Genomic DNA, 23,501 nt, shown 5'->3' with positions numbered 1-23,501 from the left:
AGGCATCGGGACTGAAGTCCCTCCCACAGGGGCCGCGGGGTAAGTCCTTGCGGGGAAAGGGGAAGATGGGCATAATGCGCGGCTCGCTCCGCACCTGCCCCACGGCCCCGGCCCCGGAAGTGCGATTCCGGCCCTTGGCGGAGCGTCTGCTGCATCCCGCATCGCATGCGCCTGCCAGGTCCCCGGACCAGCCGCGCGGGGCCGCCGCCGCCCGGGCTATGGGTGGCCAGTCCTGACCCAGGAGTTGCACCATGAGTCGAGTTTGCCAAGTGACCGGCAAGAAAGTGATGACGGGTAACAACGTCTCGCATGCCAACAACAAGACCCGCCGCCGTTTCCTTCCCAACCTGCACGAGCGCCGCTTCTGGGTAGCCTCGGAGAACCGCTGGGTGAAGCTGCGTGTTTCCGCCAACGCCCTGCGCACCATCGACAAGAACGGCATCGACGCCGTGCTCGCCGATCTCCGCGCCCGCGGCGAAAAGATCTGAGGAGGACTGAACCATGGCTTCCAAGCGCGACAAGATTCGCCTGACGTCTTCGGCCGGCACCGGTCATTTCTACACGACCGACAAGAACAAGAAGACCACCCCGGGCAAGATGGAGATCAAGAAGTACGATCCCGTCGTCCGCAAGCACGTGATGTACAAGGAAGGCAAGATCAAGTAAGCCTTCCGGCCGCTTCGATCCCCTTCATGGAAAACCCGCCCCACGGCGGGTTTTTCTTTTTTGGCGCGGGTCAGAGCTGGGACTTGATCGGCAGCACCACGGCCTCGTGCAGGCGCTCGGCCCAGGACCGCGCCTCCCAGTCCGCCAGCGTGTAGGGCGTGGCGCGCTCCAGGTCGCGCTCGAAGGTGGCGGTCATCCGGGCCGCGAAGCCGCGGTCGTAGACGTTCAGGCTGGCCTCGTCGTTGAGCTGGAAGCTGCGCACGTCGAAGTTGGTCGAGCCCACGGACACTAAGTAGCCGTCGGCGACCAGCGACTTCACGTGCATCATCGTCGGCCGGTAGACGTGGATCTCGGCGCCCGCCGCCAACAGCTCGCCCCAGAGCGCACGCGACGCGACCCGCACGGCGTCCGAGTCGATGTGCTCGCCGGGGACCAGCACCCGCAGCCGCACCCCGCGCTTGAGCGCCATCTTCAGCGCACGCAGGGTCAGCGCGTCGGGCACGAAGTAGGCTGCGTGCACGTCCAGCGACTCGCGCGCCGAGGCGATGGCCATCAGGTACATCAGGTGCATGCTTTCGCCGCCGCCCTCGGGCGAGCTGATGAAAAGCTGCGCGTCCATGTCGCCGGCGGGCGCCAGGGGCGGGAAGTAGGCGTCGCCGTTGAGCACGCGGCCGGTGGCCTTGATCCAGTTGTCGATGAAGGCCGCCTGCATCTGCGCCACCACCGGGCCCTCGACCCGGAAGTGCATGTCGCGCCAGTGGTCGGGGTCCTCGGCGTTGCCTTCCCAGACGTCGGCGATGCCGACGCCGCCGGTGTAGCCGATGCGGCCGTCCACGACCAGCAGCTTGCGGTGGGTGCGCTTGTTCACGCGCGAGAGGTTGTACCACTGCAGCGGACGGTAGAGCTCGACCCGGACGCCGGCGCCACGCATCGCGGTCACCAGCGATTCCTCCATTTTCAGGCCGCCGACCCAGTCGATGACGACGTTGACCTCGACGCCGGCGCGGGCCCGCTCGGCCAGGGCCTCGGCGAAGGCCTTGCCGATGTCGCCCGACCAGTAGATGTAGGTCTCGAAGGTGATGCTGCGCTGCGCGGCGCGGATGTCGGCCAGCATCGCCGGGAAGATCTCGCGGCCGTTGTCGAGCGCCTGCACCTGGTTGCCGGCGGTGATGCCCGGGCCCAGCAGCACGCCCATCTCGCGCCGGAACTGCGCCGAGTCGATGGCGTGCGGATGCACGAGCACCCGTTCAAGCTGCTTCTCGCCGCGGGTGAAGTTGAACGAGAGCAGCACCACGAGCAGCGTGGCCAGGGAGACGCCCAGCCAGCGCCATGCGCGTCCGCGGCGCGTCATGCGCATGGCGTGGGAGAGGCCGCGGGGCTCATGGCCTCGATACTGCCAGCCCGCGCCGCGAGGTCAACCCAAGGCGGGCCGCGCCTTCAGCGGCGCGACAGGGCCAGCCAGGCCAGGGCGACCAGCGTGGCGTCGCCCAGGGCCGTATGGCGACCCAGCGCGGGCAGGTCCAGCGCGGCCGCCAGGGTGTCGAGCGAGAGATCGATGTCGCCCCGGGGCTGCGCCAGGCGCTGGTGGTCGAGCCAGGCCTGCGCCAGCTCCTGGCGCGGGTTGGGCAGCGGGAAGCCGGTGAGTGCGCGCACCGACGGGCCAAGCATCGCCAGGTCGAAGGCGAGGTGGTAACCGAGCAGTCGTCGCGGCCCGAGCCAGCGCAGGAAACCCGGCAGGACCGCGTCGAGCGTGGGTGCGTTCGCCACCTCGCCGGGCGTCAGGCGATGGTGGCGGATCGATTCGATATCGAAGCCGCGGCCCGGCTGCACCAGGGTCTCGAAGCGCTCGCTCAGCCGCACCTGCCCGCCGCGCACCGGCACCGCGGCCAGGCTCAGCACCGCATCGCGCGACGGATCCAGCCCCGTCGTCTCCAGGTCCAGCGACACCCACTCCCCCGCCGGCGCCGCATCAAACAGGAACCCCCACTCGCCCGCGCGATGCCTCCTGCCCAGCCACCACCGCCGCACCCGGTTCACGGCAAATGAACCAGGTTCATTTGCTGACCCCGCGCCACACCCAAATGAACCTGGTTCATTTGCTTCATGCGGGGAGGTGGAAGGTGTTGGCGACGTGGGACTTGAAGGCGTTGACGACGCGGAGGGCGTCGCGCAGCAGCTCGCGGTCGAGGCGGCGCAGGGCGTGGACGTCGACGCCGTTGCCGGGGGCGTGGCCGGCGTCGAGGTCGGCCAGCTGCTGGCCCAGGCGCAGGCGCATCAGCACCGCCAGCGCCTGCGGCAGGTCGCGGCCGAGTTCGGCGTCGAGGGCCCCGGCCTGCACCAGCGCGGCGCAGCGGTCGAAGCTGTTGCGGTGCGCGATGCCATGCTTCAGGGCCAGCGTGCGCAGGCCGTGCACGATCGGGAACACGCCGCCGCGCTTGAGGTCGGCGCGTCCCTCGGCCTCGCGCACCTGTCCGCGCCAGGTCAGCGGATTGCCCTTGCTCAGCGTGGCTTCGGCCAGGTAGCGCAGCAGGATGTGGTCCCTGCCCAGCGCACGCAGCGAGGGCGCGATCTCGTCGAACAGCGCCGCGTTACCCGCCACCGGCCGGGCATCGAGCGCGATCGCCAGATCGAGCGCGGTCTGGCCATCGGCCACGCGCGCCCACTGCGCGATGCGCGCGCGCCAGGCCGACTGGTCCAGCCGCCAGTGCGGGTTGCTGGCCATCACACGGCCCGGGCAAGAGGGATAACCAATGCGCGCCAACGCCTGCGAGAAGGCATCCATCGCCGCCGGCAGTCCGTCCCACGCGAAACCCTCGGCGATGACCAGCGCGTTGTCCTGGTCGGTCTTGAGGATCTGCTCGCGCCGGCCTTCGCTGCCCAGCACCAGCAGGCAGAGCTTGCCGCGGTGTTCCGCCGGCACCACCTGCTCGAATACGCGGGCCATGACGCGGCGGTTGAGCGCGCTCACGAGCTCCATCAGGTAGCTCATCTTCGCGCCCTGCGCGTGCAGCTGCCGCACCAGGTCAGTCATGCCGCCGGCGGCGTCGGCGATCTCATCGATGGATTGCGCGCGCGCCAGCCGCAGGCTGATCAGGTGCGAGCTGCTGGCGTAGTGCGCCAGCACCTCGGCCATGCCGAGCGTGCCGAGCGGCTTCTCGTCGTCAAGCACCACCACGCGTTCGATGTGGTGCTCGGTCATGGTGACGATCGCCTGGAACAGCACGTCGTCGGCGCGCACGGCGCGCAGCGGGCGGCTGGCGAGCGCACCGATGGGCGCGCTGGCGTCGAGGCCGCCGGTGGTCAGCGCATCAAGCAGGTCGGTGCGGGTGACGATGCCCGCACCGGCCGGGTCGCCCGTGACGACCAGGCAATCCACCTTGTGCTCGCGCAGCGCCAGCGCGGCGGCGCCGATGCCGGTGTGGTCGGGCACGGCATGCACCGGCGCCAGCTGGGCGTCGCGCACGCGCGTCAGCATCAGGCGGCTGAGTTCGCTGGGCTGCTGCCGTTCGGCCAGCAGGCGGCGCTTCACCGACAGCGCTTCGTGGAAGTAGGCGGCGAAGCGCGGATTCTCGGCCAGCAACGCCTCGAACACCGCGGCCGGCAGCAGGAAGCAGAGCGCGTCGCCCACGGCGGTGTAGCGATGCCGCGCCCGGCCCGCGATCACGGCAAAGGCGCCGAACAGATCGCCCGGCCCGTAGTCGGCGAAGCGCGATTCGTCGCCCGCCGCGCCCGGATCACTTGCCTGCACGCGGCCCTTCAGGATCACGAACACGTGCGGCGAGGCCTGGCCCGCTTCGATCAGGCGCGTGCCGCCCGGATGGAAGCCGAGGTCCACCGCGGCGGCCACGCGCGCCTTCTGGCCCGCGTCGAGCAGGTCGAAGGGCGGCGAATCCAGGTCCAGCCCGGGCACCGTGGCGGTCATGGCCGCCAGCCTGCCACGGCCCGGGGTACCGGTCAGTAAGACTTTCGTGGCGGCGGCCAGGATGGATGCGGCCGCCGTTCCGGTGGTCAGGGCGACGGCGGCGGCGGAAGCGGTTGCGCGGCCAGCCGCGCGACCTCGGCAGGCAGGTCCGCGTCCGTGAAGGGCTGCGCCATCCGGCGGGCCTGGGCCGCCAGCCGCTGCATGCGCGCCTCGGTTTCGCCGATGCGCGGCGCCACGTCGCGTTCGAATCGGCTGCGGACCAGGCCGGCGGCGGTCTCGTTCGGGAACCGCGTTTCGGCCACCGCCAACAGCGCGATGCGCTCGGGATCGGTGGCCGCCGACAGCCCGAGGCCATACCACGCGGCCGGGAAATCCGGGGCCGCACCCACGGCGCGCGCGAAGTACTCGCGCGCGCGTGCGCGGTCACCCTCGTGCAGCAGCATCCAGCCGCTCAGGAACGCGGCTTCGGCGTCCTCGGGGTCCTTCGTGAGCCGGCCGATCAAGGCATCGACTTCGCGGCGATAGGCCTCCTCGCCGCCCGGCACGACCCGCGACAGCAGGCGCACGTCGCGCCGGGCGATGGTCGCGCGGGTGCCGCGTGGCACGGCCGCATGACGCTCGAGGTCATCCAACGCCGCCTGGAACGCCGGGCGGTCGCCGGCGGCCAGGGCCGCCGACGCCGCCAGTGCCCGACTATCGGTCGCACGGATCCGTGCCGCGATGCGCGACGGGTCCGGCGCCACCGGCACCGCCGACGCGGGCGGTGCGGGCCGCGGCGGCGGCGCGTTCGCCAGGCCCAGCACTCTCATCATGGCCACCACCACCACCACGCCGATGGCCGCGATGCTCCATTCGTAGATCTTGCGCCAGACCCGCGCGAGCAAGGGCAAGAGGGGATGGCGTCGCCGTCGCCACTGCAGGTGCCGCCGCGTCGCCGACGACATCGGCGGCAACGGCGGGAACGGCAGGCCCGGTGGCGGCGCCGGTGCCGGGCGGGCGGTCGCCACGCCCCAGGCACGACCCGGCGCCGGCGCTGCCGCGGCGGGCATCGGCGCACGCATGCGAACCGCCGCCGCCTGCGCCGCCGCCTGCTGAGCCGCGGCCCGGCGCACGCCCGGCGCCGCGCGCGCGGTACGCGCCATCAGCGCGACCCGGTCGCAGGCCGCGCAGGCCAGGCCCGCGAAATGCTGGTGCGCCGCGTCGCGCTCGCACGCCACCAGGCGCTGGTTCGCGCGCAACGCGTAACCCCGCAGCACCTCGGCCCACTCCGCCGCCGCCGGCCGCGTCGTCCCGCCACCCAGCGCCTGGTCGAACAGGCGACGCAGTTCCCCGGGCAAGGCCTCGTGGCCACTGACCGGGCTCGGGTGGATCAGCGGATTGCGGCGCAGGCCGTAGGCGTAGGCGCCCTGGGCGATGCGACCGGGCAGGTCGGTGGCCAACTGGTCGCTGGCGGGTCGCCCCGCGTAGGGGTGCAGGCCGAAGTTGAGCAGCTGGAACGCCACCACCGCGAGCGCGAACCGATCCTGCGTTTGCTCCCCGGCATCATCGAGTCCCTGCCGCTGGAACTCCGGCGCCAGGTAATCGGGCGTGAACTGCGGGGCCGGGAAGCGCTCGCCCTGGCCCTGGATGCTGAAGCCGTCGCAGTCGAGCAGCGCCATGTAAAGCGAGCGCGGATAGAAACGCAGGTTCACCGGCTTGAGGTCGACGACGTGGTGGCCCTCGTCGTGCAGGGCGGCGATCACCGAGGCCAGGTTGGCGGCCAGGGTCAGCTTCGCGCCCAGGCCGGTGGGCAGGCCATGTGCGCGTGCCTGGCGCTCCTGCAGGATGGTTTCCAGTTCGCTGGTGGCCTTGATGTCCACCGCCGGCATCAGGAAGCCGAGGAAGCGGCCGCGGCGATCGCGCAGCAGCGCCTGCGGCCAGGCGATCTGCACGTGCTCGCGGTCGCCGTCGCGGATGGCCGGCAGTGCCGGCGCCAGCGCCAGCATCGCCGCGAGCTTGCGTTCGTATTCGGGGCTGGCCAGCCCGGCGTGGTAGAGCTTGGCCACGCGGCGCGGATCGCCCGCGACCAAGTGCACGCTGCCGGCGCCGCCGCTCTTCACCAGCGGCCCCAGGGTCAGCGGGCCGCCGCCTTCGATGAAGACCGTGTCGCCCGCCTTCAGGCTCATCGCGGGGCCGCGTTCACTGCCACAGCGCCAGCAGGAGCGCCTTGTCGTCGCCGGTGATGCGCCACGTGCGCGGATCCGCCAGCGTGCCCTGCAGCGCGGCGCTGCCTTGCGCCTCCGGGGCCGCCGAGAGGAAGGCTTGCACCGGATCGATGAAGGCCGGGAACAGCCCGCCCGACCCGCGCGCCATGACGAAGCTGGCGGCGCCATCGGACATCAGCGCGACGCGGCGCACGGGATGGCTGATCGGCGTCAGGCGCAGGTGCGCGCGCCAGTCCTGGCCGGTGACGAAGTAGGTTTCGTTGGCGTACTCGCCGTTCTCGGGCAGCGACAGCACCGGCGCGAGGGCCGTGTCGCGCGCGTCCGCCACGGCGATGCCGTCGCCGACGTGGAAGAAGCCGCCGCGCTCGCCGTCGGTGACGACGCCGACCAGGGTGGCGGCATAGCTGCCCAGCGCCACGCCGGCCTGGTCGGCGCGCGCCTGCAGGGTCTCCCGGACGGCGCTGAGGCAAGCCGCGACCTCGGCTTCGAGATCGGCCGCCGCCAGCGTCGGCAGCGGCACGCCCGCGGCCAGGCGCGCAACCAGCCCGGCCACCACGTCGCGGGCGATGGCCTGCGCACCTTCGCCGCTCAGCGGCTGCGAGCCGGCGCCGTCGCAGACCGCGGCCACCAGCACGCCGTCGCGGACCTGGTGCGACAGCGCGTCCTGGCAGGACGTGCCGGCATCGAGGTGCGACTTCCCGGTGGCGGTGGCCGCACACACATGCCAGGGCATGCTCAGACTTCCACGCTGGCCCATCCATCCACGGCGGGCAACTGGGCCTGGCCACCCGGCCGCGCCTGCGAGACCACCTTCATGCTGGCGCTGAGCCAGAGGAAGAGTTCCTGGAACTTCAGGCCGTCCAGTCGCTTCACCCCGGCGTCGCCGCGGGCACTGAACTCACCCAGCGCATCGGCGCGGGCACCGGCACCGACGGCGATCGGGAACACCGCGACCTTGTTCGCCAGTTCGGCCTCGCGGCAGCGCTGGGCCGCCACGCGCCAGTCGTCGGTGGGCTGGCCGTCGGACATCAGGAACAGCCACGGCCGGGTGTAGGCCACGCCGGCCTGGCGGAAGCCCTGCTTCTCTTCCTCGATGCGCGCCAGCGCCAGGTCGACGGCCTTGCCGGTGGGCGTCGTGCCGTTGGCCAACAGGCGCGGCGCGCTGAAATCCATCGCGTCGTGCCAATCGCCCACGGCCTCGGCGGCGTCCAGGCCACCGTACTGTACCACCAGCAGGCGCACGCGCTTGGCGGCGATCACGTCCTGCTTGAGCTCCTGCTCGAGCAGCTGGAGCCCCTGGTTGAGCTGCTCGATGGGTTCGCCGGCCATGCTGCCCGAGCAGTCCAGCACGAGGACCAGCGGGGTGCGTTGCTCGGTGTTGTCCACCAGGGCGACATCGGGGATCAGCGGCTGGTCCATGCATTCCTCTCGGGGGGCGGCGCGGGGTGCGCGAGCGGGGGCCTCCATTGTGCCCCAGCGTGCGCCGCAGCCGCCAACCGATCAGTCGGCGCGGGCTTCGCCCGCTTGCGCGTGCGCCTTTTCCGGCGGACCGAACAACTGCCCGAGCCGCGACCGCAGCGTCTGCGGCCGCGCCGCGTCGCGCAGCATGTCGCGCCACTCGTGGAAGGTGAGCGTGACCGGATTGTGCGTGCGCACCGGCTTGACGATGCCGTACTCGCACGGAACGTCCGGGTCCTCCTCGGTGAAGCTGCCGAACAGCTTGTCCCAGACGATCAGCACGCCGGCGTAGTTGCGGTCGATGTACTTCGCGTTGCGCGCGTGGTGCACGCGGTGGTGCGAGGGCGTGTTGAACACCTTCTCCAGCCAGCCCAGCCGGCCCACCGCCTGCGTATGCACGAAGAACTGGAAGCCCAGGTTGAGCGCCACCACGATCACGATGTGCGGCGGCGAGAACCCGAGCAAGGCCAGCGGCAGCCAGAACACCCACATGCCCGACACGGGATAGGTGAGGCTTTGCCGGAACGCCGTGGACAGGTTCAGGCGCTCGGACGAGTGGTGCACCACGTGCGAGGCCCACATCCAGCGCACGCGATGGTGGGCGCGGTGGAAGAAGTAGTAGAAGAAATCCTGCGCCACGAACAGCAGCGCGATCGTCCACCACGTCGTGGGCAGGTCGAACAGGCGGTACTGGTAGACCCACCAGAACAGGCCGATCACCAGCAGCCAGGCGATCGCATCGGCGGCCTGGTGCATCAGCGCCAGCGCGGCGTTCGACAGCGTGTCGCGCAGGCTGTAGTGCGCCGCGCCGCGGCGACGCCAATGCCAGGCTTCCCAGCCGACGAAGCCCAGGAACATGGGCGCCATCGCCAGCAGGAGCCACTCGCCCATCAGGGGCGGCCGGGCGCCGGGTCGGGGGTCATCAGCGCGCGCGACATGTTCTTCAGGCAGCGGTGCATCGCGCGGGCCATGAACAGCTTCAGCACCAGCGCGGCGACCGGCCACAGCCAGCGGCGGGTCAGTTCGAATTCGTAGTCCCAGCGCACGCGCGAGCCGAACTCGTGGCCGGTGATGGTCCAGTTGGCCTCGCCTTTCGTGACCAGCCAGGCGAACGGCGGCCGGAAGCCGGAAAGGGTGTAGGCGTGGCGCACCGGCGGGTCGTGGGCGATGACGCGCTCGCTGAGCACGGTGCCGTCGGCATTGTGCACGCGGCGCTGGCTGCCCACCGCCAGCGGCGAGTGCAGCCGGATCCCGCGCACGGCCGGGATCGGCCCGAAGCCGGTGAAGAAGGTCGGGAAGCGGTCGGGGTCGGTGGCCATCGCGAAGGCGACTTCGGGGCGGCAGGGGAGCGAGCGTTCAGCGGCACAGGTCACGGGCATGCCCCCGATTTTGACGGCAGCCCCGAGCGGAGGCAACAAATGAACCAGGTTCATTTGGCCGGCTTGTCACCCTACGCAGTCGTACGTCACGCCTTTGGGACGGGGCGCGGCAAATGAACCTGGTTCATTTGCTTCTGGCGCGGGAAGCGGCGGGATCATGACCCCGCCGCCGGGTTGCCTCGATTTACTGCTTGGTCGGCATCGGCTTGGAAGCCGGGGCGCTCGCCGAACCCAGTTCGATCGGCAGGTTTACCTTGTCGATCGCGTGGATCATGCCGTTGCTGCTGGCGATGTCGGCCTGGGTGACGATGGCGCCGTCCACGGAGCACTTGCCGTCGGCCATCTTGATCGGGGCCGACTGGCCCTGCAGGGTGCGCGCCGAGTCCCACTTGCCGATGGTGGCGGCCGACTGGCTGCCCTTCACGACGTGGTAGTTGAGGATGCCCGCGAGTTCTTCCTTGTTCTCCGGCTTCATCAGGCTTTCGAGCTTGCCGGCCGGCAGCTTGTCGAACGCGGCGTCGGTGGGGGCGAACACCGTGAACGGACCGGTGGCGCGCAGCGAGTCGGCGAGGCCGGCCTGTTCGATCGCCTTGCCAAAGGTCTTGAAGCTGCCGTTGGCGGCCGCGGTGTCGAGCAGGTTCAGGCTGGCCGGAGCCGCCTTGGCGGCGACCGGGGTCGTGGGGGAGGTGTGGTTGCTCATGGGGATTCCTTTCTGGTGGACCCGCGGGGGCGGATCCGGAACGGCGTGCGCCGTGTCCCCTGCGGAGGCAGGGGTGGGGGGCTCAGTGCGGAGTAAGGAAGGGTGTTGCGGCGCGGCTGAGTGGCCGTTACGACCTTGCGTCGTAGTGCAGGACCGACAGTACGCACCTTGTCGGGTCGCGTCCGTTACGTCGGCGTTAGCCACGGGCTGGCGTTCATGTCCGCCGCGCGACGGCATTCGTCCGCCACCTTCGACTTTGGTCGTAGCAAATGAACCTGGTTCATTTGCTACTACACTCCGGGGCGGTGAGGCGCGGAGGGAGGGTCCGTGATTCCAGGCTGGGTCCTGCTGCTGGTGTCGGTGGGCTACGTGGGGCTGCTGTTCGGGGTGGCGTGGCTGGGCGACCGCAAGCCGCTGTACCCGGGGCGCAGCTGGCTGCGGCCGATGGTGTACTCGCTGGCGCTGGCGGTGTACTGCTCGTCCTGGACGTTCTACGGCGCCGTGGGCACGGCGGCGAAATCGGGGCTGGGCTTCCTGCCGATCTACCTCGGGCCGATGCTGTTGTTCGTGTTCGGCTGGCGCATCCTCGAGCGGCTGGTGCTGGTGGCGCGCGAGCAGAGCACCGTGTCGATCGCCGACTTCCTGGCCGCCCGCTACGGCCGCGCCCAGAACATCGCCGCCATCGTCACGCTGATCGCGGTCATTGCTGCCATCCCCTACATCGCGCTGCAGTTCAAGGCGGTGGCGATGAGCATCGACGTGCTCTCGGGTACCGTGGCCGACCCGGCCGTGGCGCGGCACCCGCTCACCGACCCGGCGCTGTACGTAGCGCTGCTGCTGGCGCTGTTCGCGATCCTGTTCGGCACCCGCGAGATCGACGCCACCGAGCACCACCACGGCATGATCCTGGCGGTGGCGCTGGAATCGCTGGTGAAACTGGTGGCCTTCGTCGCCGTGGGCGTGTTCGCGCTGGGCCACCTGCCCGGCAGCGAGGACCTGCTGGCGCGCTTCCAGGCCGCGACCCGCGATTTCGTCGCGCCGGGCATCCCGCAGGGCTTCATGGCGCAGACGCTGCTGGCATTCGCGGCCATCGTCTGCCTGCCGCGCCAGTTCCACGTGGCGGTGGTGGAATGCGGCGAGGTGGCCGACGTGCGCAGCGCGCGCTGGCTGTTCACCGGCTACCTGGCGGTGATCTGCCTGTTCGTGCTGCCAATCACCGCGGCCGGACAGTTCGTGCTGGGCGCCGGCATTTCGCCGGATGCCTACGTGCTGGCGCTGCCGCTGGCCATGGACAACACGGCGCTGGCGCTGGCCGCGTACATCGGCGGCTTCTCGGCGGCGACGGGCATGGTGATCGTGGCGTCGGTGGCGCTGGCGACGATGGTGAGCAACGACCTGGTGATGCCGCTGCTCTGGCGCGACAGCCTCACCGATGCCGGCCAGCGCCAGCACCTGGGCCAGCGCGTGCTGTGGGTGCGCCGCATCGCCATCGTCGCGATCGCGCTGCTGGCCTACGCCTACTACCGCGGCGCCGGCACCGGCACCGGCACCGGCAACAGCCTCGCGGCCTTCGGCCTGCTGGCCTTCGCGGCGGTGGCGCAGTTCGCGCCGGCGCTGATCGGCGGCCTGTACTGGCGCGGGGCCAGCCGCCGCGGCGTGATCGCGGGACTGCTGGCGGGCTTCACGCTTTGGATCTACACGCTGCTGCTGCCGACGCTGAGCCGCGCGGGCTGGTTCGACACCGGCTGGCTGTCGGACGGCCCGCTCGACATCCGCTGGCTGCGGCCAGAGCAGCTGTTCGGCCTGCAGGGCTGGGACGCGCTGACGCACGGCACCTTCTGGTCGCTGCTGGTGAACATCGGCGCACTGCTGGTGGTGTCGGCGCGGTTCCGCCCCAGCCTCGAGGAGCGCCTGCGCGCCACGCCCTTCCTCGACCCCTACGCGCAGCGCCCGCTGGCCACCGGCGGTGGCTGGCAGGGCAACCTCAGCGCCGCCGACCTGCAGCAACTGGCCGCGCGCATCCTCGGCGACCGACAGGCCCGGCGGGCGTTCGGCGACTACGCCGCCGCCCAGGGCCACGAACTCGCGCCCGCGCAGCCCGCCGACCGGGCCCTGATCCAGTTCACCGAACGCCTGCTGGCCGGCGCGATCGGCGCGGCTTCGGCGCGCCTCACGCTCACCACCGCGCTGCGCGGCTCGGGCATGGAGCTGGGCGAGGTGATGTCGCTGCTCGACGAAGCCAGCCACGAGCTGCGTTTCAACCGCGCGATCCTCTCGGCCACGCTGGAGAACCTGTCGCAGGCCGTCAGCGTGGTCGACCGCGACCTGCGGCTGGTGGCCTGGAACCGCCGCTACCAGCATCTGTTCGAATACCCGGAAGGCATGCTCTACGTCGGCCGCCCCGTGGCCGACCTGATCCGCTACAACGCCGAACGCGGCGAGATGGGCGCGGGCGACGCGGACGAACAAGTGGCCAAGCGCGTGGCGTATCTGCGCGAAGGCTCGCCCTATGTGTTCGAGCGCGTGCGCGCCAACGGCCAGGTGGTGGAAATGCGCGGCCAGCCCCTGCCCGGCGGCGGCTACGTCACCACCTACAGCGACGTCACCGACTACAAGCGCGCCGAACAGGCCCTGCGCGAAGCCAACGAGAACCTCGAGCAGCGCGTCGAGCAGCGCACCCGCGAGGCCGAAGCCGCCAACCAGTCGAAGACGCGCTTCCTGGCCGCCATCAGCCACGACGTGCTGCAGCCGATCAACGCCGCGCGCCTGTTCACCAGCGCCCTGCGCGAGGCCGACGACCCGCCCGAGCAGCAGCGCCTCGCCGAGCGCGTGGACGTGTCGCTGCGCGATGCCGAGGAACTGCTGGACGGCCTGCTGGACATCTCGCGCCTGGACGCCGGCTCGCTCAAGCCCGAGTCCGCGGTGTTCCGCCTCGATGAGCTGCTGGCCAGCCTGAGCGCGCAGTACGCGCCGCTGGCCGCCAGCCGCGGCCTCGGCTTCCGCGTGCATGCCGGCCCGCTGTCGGTGCGCAGCGACCGGCGGCTGCTGCGCCGTGCGCTGCAGAATTTCGTCGCCAATGCCCTGCGCTACACCAAGGAAGGCCGCGTGGTGATCGGCGCCCGCCGCCGGGGCGACCGCGTCGAGGTGCAGGTGTGGGACACCGGACCGGGCATCCCGCCGCACCATCTGGCGCAGGTGTTCGACGAGTTCCGCCGCTTCGACCAGCCCTCGCCCTGGGGCGAGCGCGGCCTCGGCCTCGGCCTGAGCATCTGCCAGCGCGTGTCGCGCCTGCTCGACCACCCCATCGGCGTGCGCAGCTGGCCCGGCCGCGGCAGCGTGTTCAACCTCAGCGTGCCGCTGGCCGAGACCGCCGCGCCCGCCACGCCGGCGCGTAGCGCCCCGCCGCAGGGCGACCTGGGCGGCCTGAAGGTGCTTTGCCTCGACAACGACCGCGAGATCCTCGACGGCATGGAGGCACTGCTCGGCCGCTGGGGCGTCGACGTGCGCGTGGCCGAAACCGTGGCCGGCGCCCTGGCCGCGGCGCAAGCCGACCGGCCCGATGTGCTGGTCGCCGATTACCACCTGCACGACGAACTCGACGGCCTCGGCGCGCTGCAGGCGCTGCGCGCGGTCTGCGGCGCGCACACCCCGGCGGTGCTGGTAACCGCGGATGGCAGCGATACCGTGAAGCGTGCGGCGCGTGACCTCGGCATCCCGGTACTGACCAAGCCGGTGAAGCCGGCGAGCTTGCGGGCGTTCCTGGGGGCGCAGCGGCGGAGTGGCGGCAGCTAGCTCCGGGCTTTCGCGCGGAGGCATTGCCAAGCCGAACACGGATTCCGACAATCGATCCAACCCAGCCCGGAACCTGCCCATGCGCCGTGCCGCCTTGCTTCTCCTGTTGGCCGCGTTCAATGCGCACGCCGTCGTGATCCGCGACGACGTCCCGGACCGGCAGCACCGCATCGCGGTGTCCGCGTTCCCCGCGCTGGCCGACCTGCCCGGCGAGGGCCACGGGGTCCTGATAGCGCCGCAGTGGGTCGTCACCGCCGCGCATGCGGTGAGCTGGCAGCAGGCGCCGGAGGTCGTGGTCGTGGGCGGAACGCCGCGCGCTGTGCGGCGCGTCGTGGCCCATCCGGGATTCAAGCCGCCGCCCCAGGCCATGGTCGAGGCGGCGCTGGCGTCCGGCGATTGGGATGAGTTCTTCGCGTTCCTGGAAACGTCCGACGACATCGCGTTGATCGAGCTCGCCGAGCCCGCCGCCGACGTCGCGCCGGTGCGGATCCACGGCGGCGAGACGCTAGGAAAGACCGTCCGGATCATGGGCCGGGGCGCGACCGGCAAAGGCTCAGAAGGTCACGCACTGCAGGCGCCGCGACGGACCGACCTGCGCCAGGGCTACAACCGGATCACCCACGCGGAAGGCCGCTGGATCGGCTACCGCTTCGACGCGCCGCCGCACGCGCTGCCGCTCGAGGCCTCGATGGGCAGCGGCGACAGCGGCGGCCCGATCCTGGTGGCGGCGGGGAAAGACTGGGAACTCGCCGGCATCGCGGCATGGAAACGCGGCATCGTGGTCGGCACCGATGTTTTCCCGGGCCGGTACGGGGAAACCAGCTATGGCGTACGGCTTGCGCATTACGCGGACTGGATCGACGAGGTCATCGCGACCCGCAGCGGCGCCGCCGCTGACCGCTGATTGCACGCGGGCGGCACCGATTTGCGCGCCGCCAGGCAAGCCCGGATGATCGGCGCATCACCCGACCGGTCTCGCAACCATGCCACTGACGATCTACGGCCACGCTTTCTCGAGCTACACCTGGAAGGTCCTGATCGCGCTCCATGAGAACGCGACGCCCTTCGAGTTCCGCCAGGTCGGCCCCGACCAGCCCGCGCATACGGCCGAATGGCTGCGGCGCTGGCCGCTGCGCAAGTTCCCGCTGCTGGTGGACGGCGAGCACCAGGTCGTGGAGACGTCGATCATCATCGAGTACCTGCAGCAGAGGCATCCCGGGCCGGTGCGGTTGATCCCCGAGGATCCGGCGCAGGCGCTGGACGTTCGGTTCATGGACCGCTTCTTCGACCTGCACGTGATGGATGCGGTCCAGCACGCCGTCAGCGGCGCCCTCAGCGGCAATACGACCCGACGCAGCGAAGGGCTGGCGCTGTCGGCCGAGAAGCTGGAGCGGGCCTATGGCTGGCTGGAAACGCGGCTCGCCGGGATGACGTGGGCGACGGGCGAAGCGTTCACCCTCGCCGACTGCGCGGCGGCGCCGTCGCTGTTCTACGCCGACTGGGTGCATCGCATCGGCGAACAGTATCCCGTGCTGCGCGGCTATCGCGCGCGGCTGCTGGCGCGGCCGTCGGTGGCGCGGGCGGTGGAGGGCGCGCGGCCGTATCGGCCGCTGTTCCCTCTTGGCGCGCCGGATCGGGATTGATCGGCTGGGGCGAGTAGCCGGAAGCAACACCATCGAAGCCGAACCAGGTTCATTTTAGGGGAGCCAAAATGAACCTGGTTCGCGGGCGCGGTCAGTAGGGGCCGAAGCTGCCGGCGGCGCCGGGGAAGACGACCGGGCTTTCGGTGCCGTCCTTGGCCACGGCCGCGACGCCGAAGAAATAGTTGTCGATCACGACGTCCTCGAGCGTGAAGGTCTCGACATTCCCGGCCCAGCGGCTGTGGGTCCACTGCGGTTCCGTGGTGAGGCGCCAGTACACCTTGTAACCGGCCAGGTTCGGGGCCTGCGCGGCGGCGGGCTTGCGCCAGCTGAGCGTGGTGTTGGCGGTGACGGCGCCTTCGATCTTTACCTCGGCCGGCGGCGGCGGGGCCCAGGCCATGCCGGCCAGGCTGACGGCATTCAAGGCGGTGAGCTTGGCGGCGTAGTCGAAGTCGACGCCGTCGATGGTGTCGCCGTAGACGCGGCCATCCTCGGTGCGCAGGTCCTGGTGCTGGCGATCGTAATGCTCGTTGGTTTCCATCACGCGCACGGCGGGGTAGCCGAGGTCGTTGAAGGGGCGGTGGTGGCCGCCGCGGGCGAAGCGGTCCAGGCGGTAGACCATCATCACGTCGAGATTGGGCACGTAGCCGGCCATGCGGTCGATGTAGCGCGCGAGGTTGCGGGTGGGCGAGTCCACCTCGCCGCCGGTGAAGCGACGCATCCGCGCTTCCTCGGCGGTTTCGGTGGCGCGGGTGCCTTCGGCGAAGACGCGGGCGGTGGTGTTGTCGATGACGCCGTTGATGCCGGCGCTGTTGCCGATCATGTCGTTGTTGAGCACGCCTTCGATGCGCCAGCCTTCGGCCTTGGCCTTCCCGGCGAGGAACCTGCCGCCGAACAGGCCCTGCTCCTCGCCCGAGAGCGCGGCGTACACGATCGAACCGGGGAACTGGTATTTCGTCAGCACGCGCGCGGCTTCGAGCGTGCCGGCCACGCCCGAGGCGTTGTCGTTGGCGCCGGGCGAGTCGGACTCGGCGTCCATCACGTCGGTGACGCGCGAATCGATGTCGCCGCTCATGATCACGTAGCGGTTCGGATCGGCGCTGCCGCGCTGGATGGCGATGACGCTGACCACCTCGACCGGGCCGGGGATGCGCGGCTCGCCCTGCACGGTGCCGGTGACGTATTGCACCTCGAGGCAGCCGCCGCAATCGCGCGAAATGCGCTCGAACTCCGCGTGGATCCAGCGCGTGGCCGCGCCGACGCCGCGCTTCGGGTCGGTCTGGCTCGACAGCGTGTGCCGGGTGCCGAACGACACCAGCTTGCGGATGTCGGCCTCGATGCGCGCCGCCGAAGGCGCCCGCGCGATGTCATGCAGCTCGGCCTTCTCGACCGGCGGCACCGGCTCCGCGGCCAGCGCCGGCAAGGCCAGGGAAACAGCAAGGGCAATCAGCAATGGGCGCATGGAGACCTCCGGGAAAGCCGCGAACCTTAGCCTCCCCGGAGTGTGCAGCAAATGAACCAGGTTCATTTGTGAAGCGGGTCCTGCTGTCAGGCGACCACGTTCGCCGCTTCGGCCGATTTGGTCGGCCTGGTCGGGAAGGTGCACAGGTAAAGCAGGGCCACGATGCCGGCCACCGGGGCCAGGGAGATCAGCTGCCACCAGACGTTCAGGCCGGCGTCGCGCAGGCGGCGGGTGACGGCGGCGATCCAGGGCAGCAGCGTGGCCAGCGAGGCCAGCTGCATGGGCAGCGGGTGCGCCACGGCCTCGGCAAGCATCTGGGCCAGGGACAGCAGCATCAGCACTGCCAGCGCAAACCACCAGAAGTCGGCGCGGCGGGTGGTGCCGACGAAGTCCAGGCCGCGCACGACGCCGTCGCGCATGGCCGCCAGCGCGGGCTGGCTGGGGCCGGGCTCGGCGACCAGCAGGCTGTCGGCGGGCACTTCAAACACGGCGGCCAGGGCGCGCAGGGATTCGGTCGAGACCTTGGCCCCGCCCTCGAGGCGCTGGATGGTCCGCAGGTTGAGGCCGCTGAGTTCGGCCAGCTGCTCCTGCGACCACTGGCGGGCGGTGCGGAGCTGGCGGAGGCGGGCGCTGTCGATGTGCATGGCGATTCCCTGGATCGGTGTGGAAGACCCGGCCATCCTCTCGCTGTCGCCCCGTGTCCCGTGACGACACCGACCCGACACGGCCACGACACGCCTGCGGCAAGCCCGGCAAAAGCGGTACCAGGTTCATTTTCTTTCTGGCTGGGACAGCCCGCAACCAAAGAACCTGGTTCATTTGGGGTGGCGCGGGCGGTACGGCCTTCAGGCCAAGGGCGTGGCCGTGGCGGGCCCCAGCTTCGCGTGCTTCGCCGCCCGGTGCCACAGCAAGCCCACCGCAAGCGCCACCAGCACCAGCGTGACCGCCGAATTCTCGGGCCCGAACAGGCCGCCGGTGATCCAGTCGGGGGCACGGTAGGCGGTTTCGATGGGGGCTTGCGCGCGCCATTCTTCGATGCCCGACAGCGGAACGCCGCTGCAGAGGATGGTGAAGTTCCAGGCGAAATGGTTCAGGCCGCAGATCCACAGGTTGCGGGTCAACAAGAACAGCAGCGTCCACATCGCGCCCAGCAGGGTCACCGAGAGCACGGTGGCGGCCATGTCCCAGCCACTGCCGTCGAGCGCGAACACGTTCTCGAGGTGGCCGACGCCGAACACCAGCGACTGCAGCCACAGCGCCGGCACCGCGCCCCAGGCCGACTCCAGCGTCTGGAACAGCACGCCGCGGTAGACCAACTCCTCCAGCATCGCGGCCACGAACAGGAATCCCGCGACCTCCAGCAAGCCCGTCTGGAAGCCGCGCTGCGTGGTTACCGCATAGGCGCCGAACGCAAACAGCGGCAGCAGCGCCAGCCCGATCAGCGCGGCCCCCGCCAGCCCGCCCAGCGCGGCCCCGACCGGCGCCGGCCGCAGCTCGGTGACCGGACGCTTGCGCACGTAGCGCACGTAGAGCCAGTAGCCCACGGTGGCGAAGGCCAGGATGCCGAGCCGCTTGAGCTGGGTGGCGACCGCCGGTCCCGGATCGAAGGCCCACAGCACCGCCGGATAGAGCAGGAACCGGAAAGCCAGCGCTGTTCCGACAATCAGGGCCATGGCGGCCAGCAGCTGGCGCAGCACCTGCCACAGGCGGCGGAAAAACGGTACCAGGTTCATTTTCATCGGCGATGAGCCTGGTAGCGCAGGCGTTGCCCGATCGTAGGTGATCCCGCGCGCTGGATACCCGTGCCCATGGTCCCGGTCCGGATCAAATGAACCGAGTTCATTTGATTCACCCGGGGCCAACGGGGGGATGTGGCTTACTGCGGCGTCCTGATCGCGAGGCCTGCCATGTCCGAACCCGTGCCCCCTGCCCCGCCGCGCTGGCGGGCCTTGCTTCCGTTCCTGGGTATCGCCGCCGTGGTGGGCGGGCTGGCCGCGGCGCTGGCCTGGACCGCAGGCTGGCTGACGCCTTCGCGGGTGACGGCGCCGCGGCTGGTGGACACCATCGAGAACGGCAAGCCCTTCGTCGGTTTTCGGCGGGCGCATGCGCGCGGGGTGTGCGTGGCCGGCTATTTCGAGCCCACCGCGGAGGGCGCGGGGCTGTCGAAGGCCCGCGTGTTCACCCAGGCGCGCACGCCGGCCCTGGGCCGCATGTCCATCGGCGGCGGCGACCCGAACGGCCCCGAGGCCATGGCGCGGGTGCGCAGCCTGGCCCTGCAGTTCGACACCGACGACGGCCAGCAGTGGCGGCTGGCGATGAACAGCTTCCCCTTCTTCGCCGTGTCCACCCCGCAGGCCTTCGCCGAGCAGATCCTGGCGTCGCGGCCGGACCCGGCCACGGGCAAGCCGGATCCGGCGAAGCAGCAGGCGTTTGCCCAGCGTCACCCGGAGATTGCCAACTTCATGGCCTGGGCGCAGTCAGCGCCTTGGTCCAGCAGCTATGCGAATACGGCTTACAACGGGGTGCATGCCTTCCGATTCACCAATGCCGCGGGCGAGGCGCGCTACGTGCGCTGGTCGTTCGTGCCGCAGGCGCCGTTCGAGGACTTCCCGCCCGAACAGCGCCAGGCGGCCGAGGCCAGCTACCTCGCCGATGAGCTGGCCGCGCGGCTGGCGCGCGGCCCGGTGCGCTGGACGCTGGCGGTGACGCTGGCCGAGGCCGGCGACCCGATCGAGGACCCGTCGCAGCCCTGGCCGGAAGATCGCCAGCGCGTGGCCGCCGGCACGTTCGTGCTCGAACGCGCCTACGCCGAGGCCGACGGCAACTGCCGCGACATCAACTTCGACCCGACCATCCTGCCGGAGGGCATCGCCGCGTCGGCCGATCCGGTGCTGGCGGCGCGGGCCGCGGCGTATGCGGTGTCCTTCAACCGCCGCCAGCGCGAGCGCGCGGCCGGGGAGGCGAACTGATGGCCACGAAGACGCACTACGACCGCACCGCGCGCTGGCTGCACTGGGCGATGGCGGCGATGATCCTGGCGATGATCTTCATCGGCGTGGGGATGGTGGCTTCGCTGGAGGCGCGCCCCTGGCTGATGGCGCTGCACCGGCCGCTGGGGCTGGCGGTGCTGGGCCTGGCCGCGTGGCGCCTGTGGTACCGCTGGCGCCATCCGGCGCCGACGCTGCCCGCGTCCTTGCCGCCGCTGCAGGCGCGCGCGGCGCGCGCCTCGCATGTCGTGCTGTATGCGCTGATGTTCGCGATGCCGCTGCTGGGCTGGGCGATGTCCTCGGCCGGCGGCTACGGCGTGGTGCTGCCCGGCGGCTGGGTGCTGCCCGCGCTGGCGCCGCAGGACGCCGCGCTCTACTCGTGGCTGCGCTGCGCGCACGGCGTGCTGGGCTACGCCTTCTTCGGCCTGATCCTGCTGCACCTCTCCGGCGCCCTGTACCACGCCTGGGTCCGCCGCGACGGCGTCTTCGCATCCATGGCACGCAACAAATAAACCAGGTTCATTTGCGACTTGCCCTGCAAATGAACCTGGTTCATTTGGGTGTTGCGGTCAGGGCGTGGTGGTGAGGGTCAGGCCGTAGGCCTGCAGCAGTGGGTTGATGGGCTGGAAGTAGCTGGTGGCCAGGTTCGCCTGCTTGCCCTTGCAGCTGTAGTTGCCGCCCGACAGCACGCCCTGGGCCTGGCCCGGGGTGGTGATGAAGGAGCCGCCGGAGTCACCGCCCTCCGCGCACACCTTCACCTGCGTCAGGCCGTTCACCTGCTCGCCGGGGTACTGCACGGTGACGTTCTTGGCTTCGATCACGCCGCAGTGCAGGCCCGTCGTGCGGCCCGAGCGGCAGACCGCGGCGCCGATCGGCGCTTCGGTGCTGCCGCGCACCACGATGTCGCTCTGGTTGTAGCCATCCACCACCGGCTGCAGCGTGTGGTTGTTGTCCACCTGCACCCAGGCCCGGTCTGCGCCGGGGAAGCTCGAGCCGGCGAACGCGCCGATCTGGCTGACCGTGCGGCGATTCACCGCCACGAACACGCGGTCACCCGCCGCGCCGCAGTGGCCCGCGGTGGCGAAACCCTGCGCACCCTGCCGGGTGACGGCGAAGCCAACCGAGCAGTAGTAATAGTTGGTGCCGTCGTTCGACAGGTACTCGCTGCCACCCTGCAGCGTGGCCAGCGGACGCGGGGCCGAGGCCATCGTCTCGAAGCGCACCGTGCCGGCGTCGGCACCGCTGGCGGCGACGAAATCGACCGCCGCCTGCTCGCCGCCCGGCGCGATGTTCACGGTGACGCTGTTGTTGCGCACATCCACGAACCAGCCGTACACGCCGTCCGGCGCCTTGCCGCCGCGCGCGGTGAGCGTGTCGAGCTCGCGCTTGGACGCGCCGAGCGCCGCGAGGCTGTGGCGCACGCTGCGGATCTCGGTGTCGGCCGGGCCGCGCTGCGGCTGCAGCGAGGTGCTCGCCACGACAAGCTGGTAGTCGCCATTGGCCTTGCGTTCCAGCCAACTGCCGGCGAAGCGGTCGCCCTGTGCGTTGGCGAGTTGGCGCTCAAGCTGGAGCGCCTGTCGCTCGACCTTCAGGTACTGGGCCAGCTGCCCCGGCGCCAGGCCAAGGTCACGCTGAAGGGCCTCGCGGACGGCGGACGGCACGCTGTCTTCCGACGGCGCCGCCGAAGCGGACATGGCGGCGAACAGCGCGAGCGGGGCGAGGACGAAGAGGCCGCGTTTGGCCCAGGTGGTGAACTTGCTCATCTGCTTACTCCTGTCGAGAAAAGATCGAAGGCGCAGGACCTGCCGTGGGGGCGTCTGGTCAGCAGGCGGGGCGGGCCCGGCGGGTCGATACTGGCACAGCCATGCGGGAGGTGCGAATTTTTCGTGACGGCCGTCTCGCTTTGGGCCCCGTAGACCCGCGCGAGCGCCTGTCGTAGGGTGGCCGGGTCCCCGGGAAACCCGCGATGACTTCCACGCCGCGATCGCCGCCGCTGGCTTATTCCAAAGCCCTCGTGCTGACGGTGCTGTTCGCCGCCGGTGCCTTCTACCTGGCCGCCGAGCTCGTATCGGCGGTCGTTCGTGACCGCTCGGCCGAACCAGGGTGGCGCACCGCGCTGCTGATGCTGCACCTGACGGTGACCTTGCCGATCCTCTTCCTGCCGCCGTTCCAGTTCAGCCGCCGACTTCGAGCGCGCTTCCCCGCCTGGCACCGCCGGGCCGGTCAGCTTTTCCTGGGCGGCTCGCTGGTGGCAGCCAGCACGGCGTTGCCGCTGGCGATGACCCAGGAGGGCGAGGGGCGGGGCGTGCCGACGGGGGTGTTTGCCGTGCTGTGGTTCGGCTTCGCCGCGGCGGCGTGGTGGTGTGCGCGCCGGCGCGCGTTCGTGTTGCACGAACAGTTCGTCGCCAGGACCTACGCCGTCGCCGTGGCCTTCATCATCATCCGCCTGCTGCGCGATACCCAGGAGTGGCTGCTGCCCTTCATCACGATGATCGAAGTCCGGGACGTGACGCGCGACTGGCTATGCTTCGTGCTGCCGCTGTTCGCGGTGGAGATCGCGTTCGCGTGGTGGCCCGCCCTGCGCCAGGCCGCTGCGAAACGACCCGGCTGATTCTTCAGCCTTCAGCGGGCGCCTGTACGCTACCCGGATCGAGTGCCAGCCGACCGGCCATTAGGATGGCTTGGGTGCGGTTGTTGGCGCCTAGCTTGCGCATGATGGCGGTCATGTGGGCTTTGACCGTGGCCTCGGAGACGCCGAGGGCGTGGGCGATTTGCTTGTTCAGCAGGCCGCTGCCGAGCATGCCGAGGACGCGGAACTGCTGGGGCGTGAGTTCGCGGATGCGTGCGGCGATGCTGGCTTCCTCCGGCGCGAGGCCGTCGCCCGTTTCGGCCTGGGGCGGCATCCACTGGCCGCCGTCGAGCACGGCGGAAATCGCGGCGCGGATCGTGGCCGGATCGGACGACTTCGGGATGAAGCCCGCCGCGCCGTGATCCAGCGCACGCCGCACCACGCTCGCCTCCTCGCGCGCCGACACCACGATGATCGGCAGCTGCGGCTGGATGCCGCGCAGGTGCACCAGCGCGCTGAAGCCGTGCGCGCCGGGCATGTTCAGGTCCATCAGCAGCAGGTCGGCCTCGGGCCAGGCCTCGGCGCTGGCGAAGAGGGCGTCGGCGCTGTCGGACTCGACCAGCCGCGCCGACGGCAGCAGCTTCGCCACCGCGCCCTTCAGCGCCTCGCGGAACAGCGGATGGTCGTCGGCCACCAGGATGGTCGGGGTGGCCGCGTGCATC

Annotated in this window: 22 protein-coding genes; 8 read left to right on the top strand and 14 right to left on the bottom strand. The window is 70.8% G+C overall.

The genetic code is table 11. The features are described from left to right. Positions 1 to 251: 251 nt before the first annotated feature. Both rpmB and rpmG read left to right on the top strand, forming a co-directional pair. Entirely contained in the window at positions 252 to 488 is a 237-nt protein-coding gene (rpmB, locus tag VFV21_RS13445) for a 50S ribosomal protein L28 (RefSeq protein ID WP_034212687.1), read from the top strand. Positions 489 to 501: 13 nt separating this feature from the next. Continuing rightward, positions 502 to 666 carry a 50S ribosomal protein L33 gene (rpmG, locus tag VFV21_RS13440; RefSeq protein ID WP_034212689.1) on the top strand — a complete coding sequence of 55 codons (165 nt, stop codon included), beginning with the start codon at positions 502 to 504 and terminating at the stop codon, positions 664 to 666. Between the two features lie 70 nt (positions 667 to 736). Here the strand turns inward: rpmG and VFV21_RS13435 are convergent, their stop codons facing one another. From VFV21_RS13435 to VFV21_RS13395, 9 genes are all read right to left on the bottom strand, one after another. Further along, positions 737 to 2,017 carry a phospholipase D-like domain-containing protein gene (locus VFV21_RS13435; protein WP_329669930.1) on the bottom strand — a complete coding sequence of 427 codons (1,281 nt, stop codon included), beginning with the start codon at positions 2,015 to 2,017 and terminating at the stop codon, positions 737 to 739. A gap of 86 nt (positions 2,018 to 2,103) precedes the next feature. Continuing rightward, positions 2,104 to 2,613 carry an exonuclease domain-containing protein gene (locus VFV21_RS13430; protein WP_329669925.1) on the bottom strand — a complete coding sequence of 170 codons (510 nt, stop codon included), beginning with the start codon at positions 2,611 to 2,613 and terminating at the stop codon, positions 2,104 to 2,106. A gap of 154 nt (positions 2,614 to 2,767) precedes the next feature. Then, a complete protein-coding gene (locus VFV21_RS13425) occupies positions 2,768 to 4,588 on the bottom strand; it encodes a DUF294 nucleotidyltransferase-like domain-containing protein (RefSeq protein ID WP_329669924.1) in 1,821 nt (606 codons plus the stop codon). Positions 4,589 to 4,674: 86 nt separating this feature from the next. Continuing rightward, positions 4,675 to 6,753: a hypothetical protein gene (locus VFV21_RS13420; protein ID WP_329669923.1), complete on the bottom strand. Its 2,079-nt coding sequence runs from the start codon at positions 6,751 to 6,753 to the stop codon at positions 4,675 to 4,677. A 13-nt stretch (positions 6,754 to 6,766) separates the two neighbouring features. Then, positions 6,767 to 7,525 carry a PP2C family serine/threonine-protein phosphatase gene (locus tag VFV21_RS13415; RefSeq protein ID WP_329669922.1) on the bottom strand — a complete coding sequence of 253 codons (759 nt, stop codon included), beginning with the start codon at positions 7,523 to 7,525 and terminating at the stop codon, positions 6,767 to 6,769. Between the two features lie 2 nt (positions 7,526 to 7,527). After that, the gene (locus VFV21_RS13410; protein ID WP_329669921.1) at positions 7,528 to 8,211 is read right to left on the bottom strand and encodes a vWA domain-containing protein; all 684 of its coding nucleotides are present in this window, start codon (positions 8,209 to 8,211) and stop codon (positions 7,528 to 7,530) included. An 81-nt stretch (positions 8,212 to 8,292) separates the two neighbouring features. Next, positions 8,293 to 9,141, bottom strand: coding sequence for a sterol desaturase family protein (locus tag VFV21_RS13405; protein ID WP_329669920.1), 849 nt, complete (start codon positions 9,139 to 9,141; stop codon positions 8,293 to 8,295). Further along, the gene (locus tag VFV21_RS13400) at positions 9,141 to 9,629 is read right to left on the bottom strand and encodes an SRPBCC family protein (protein ID WP_329669919.1); all 489 of its coding nucleotides are present in this window, start codon (positions 9,627 to 9,629) and stop codon (positions 9,141 to 9,143) included. The genes VFV21_RS13405 and VFV21_RS13400 overlap by 1 nt, the downstream gene beginning before the upstream one ends. 184 nt (positions 9,630 to 9,813) lie before the next feature. Next, positions 9,814 to 10,329, bottom strand: a complete 516-nt coding sequence (locus VFV21_RS13395) for a fasciclin domain-containing protein (RefSeq protein WP_329669918.1) — start codon at positions 10,327 to 10,329, stop codon at positions 9,814 to 9,816. Positions 10,330 to 10,656: 327 nt separating this feature from the next. Between VFV21_RS13395 and VFV21_RS13390 the strand changes: the two genes are divergently transcribed. From VFV21_RS13390 to VFV21_RS13380, 3 genes are all read left to right on the top strand, one after another. Then, positions 10,657 to 14,121, top strand: a complete 3,465-nt coding sequence (locus tag VFV21_RS13390) for a PAS domain-containing hybrid sensor histidine kinase/response regulator (protein WP_329669917.1) — start codon at positions 10,657 to 10,659, stop codon at positions 14,119 to 14,121. Between the two features lie 79 nt (positions 14,122 to 14,200). Then, a complete protein-coding gene (locus tag VFV21_RS13385; RefSeq protein WP_329669916.1) occupies positions 14,201 to 15,025 on the top strand; it encodes a S1 family peptidase in 825 nt (274 codons plus the stop codon). A 79-nt stretch (positions 15,026 to 15,104) separates the two neighbouring features. After that, on the top strand, positions 15,105 to 15,764 hold the full coding sequence (locus tag VFV21_RS13380) for a glutathione S-transferase family protein (RefSeq protein ID WP_329669915.1): 660 nt from the start codon (positions 15,105 to 15,107) through the stop codon (positions 15,762 to 15,764). Between the two features lie 91 nt (positions 15,765 to 15,855). Here VFV21_RS13380 and VFV21_RS13375 read toward each other — a convergent pair whose 3' ends face one another. The 3 genes from VFV21_RS13375 to VFV21_RS13365 all read right to left on the bottom strand — a co-directional run bounded on the left by VFV21_RS13375 (position 15,856) and on the right by VFV21_RS13365 (position 18,962). Beyond that, the gene (locus VFV21_RS13375) at positions 15,856 to 17,223 is read right to left on the bottom strand and encodes a M28 family metallopeptidase (RefSeq protein WP_329669914.1); all 1,368 of its coding nucleotides are present in this window, start codon (positions 17,221 to 17,223) and stop codon (positions 15,856 to 15,858) included. An 86-nt stretch (positions 17,224 to 17,309) separates the two neighbouring features. Then, positions 17,310 to 17,867 carry a DUF805 domain-containing protein gene (locus VFV21_RS13370; RefSeq protein WP_329669913.1) on the bottom strand — a complete coding sequence of 186 codons (558 nt, stop codon included), beginning with the start codon at positions 17,865 to 17,867 and terminating at the stop codon, positions 17,310 to 17,312. A gap of 201 nt (positions 17,868 to 18,068) precedes the next feature. Beyond that, positions 18,069 to 18,962, bottom strand: a complete 894-nt coding sequence (locus VFV21_RS13365; protein ID WP_329669912.1) for a type II CAAX endopeptidase family protein — start codon at positions 18,960 to 18,962, stop codon at positions 18,069 to 18,071. 168 nt (positions 18,963 to 19,130) lie between these two features. Here VFV21_RS13365 and VFV21_RS13360 point away from each other — a divergent pair, with 168 nt between their 5' ends. Both VFV21_RS13360 and VFV21_RS13355 read left to right on the top strand, forming a co-directional pair. After that, a complete protein-coding gene (locus VFV21_RS13360) occupies positions 19,131 to 20,192 on the top strand; it encodes a catalase family peroxidase (RefSeq protein ID WP_329669911.1) in 1,062 nt (353 codons plus the stop codon). Further along, positions 20,192 to 20,722, top strand: coding sequence for a cytochrome b (locus tag VFV21_RS13355; RefSeq protein WP_329669910.1), 531 nt, complete (start codon positions 20,192 to 20,194; stop codon positions 20,720 to 20,722). The genes VFV21_RS13360 and VFV21_RS13355 overlap by 1 nt, the downstream gene beginning before the upstream one ends. A gap of 57 nt (positions 20,723 to 20,779) precedes the next feature. On the opposite strand, the gene VFV21_RS13350 is transcribed toward VFV21_RS13355, so the two are convergent. Further along, positions 20,780 to 21,973 carry a S1 family peptidase gene (locus tag VFV21_RS13350; RefSeq protein ID WP_329669909.1) on the bottom strand — a complete coding sequence of 398 codons (1,194 nt, stop codon included), beginning with the start codon at positions 21,971 to 21,973 and terminating at the stop codon, positions 20,780 to 20,782. Between the two features lie 203 nt (positions 21,974 to 22,176). Between VFV21_RS13350 and VFV21_RS13345 the strand changes: the two genes are divergently transcribed. Then, the gene (locus tag VFV21_RS13345; protein ID WP_329669908.1) at positions 22,177 to 22,821 is read left to right on the top strand and encodes a DUF2306 domain-containing protein; all 645 of its coding nucleotides are present in this window, start codon (positions 22,177 to 22,179) and stop codon (positions 22,819 to 22,821) included. Positions 22,822 to 22,825: 4 nt separating this feature from the next. On the opposite strand, the gene VFV21_RS13340 is transcribed toward VFV21_RS13345, so the two are convergent. Then, positions 22,826 to 23,500 carry a response regulator transcription factor gene (locus VFV21_RS13340; protein WP_329669907.1) on the bottom strand — a complete coding sequence of 225 codons (675 nt, stop codon included), beginning with the start codon at positions 23,498 to 23,500 and terminating at the stop codon, positions 22,826 to 22,828. Position 23,501: the final 1 nt, after the last annotated feature.

The organism is Arenimonas sp. (genome assembly GCF_036275555.1).
Lineage (GTDB): Bacteria > Pseudomonadota > Gammaproteobacteria > Xanthomonadales > Xanthomonadaceae > Arenimonas.
Note: the sequence above shows the minus strand (reverse complement) of the source record. Positions and strands in the feature narration are given on the sequence as shown.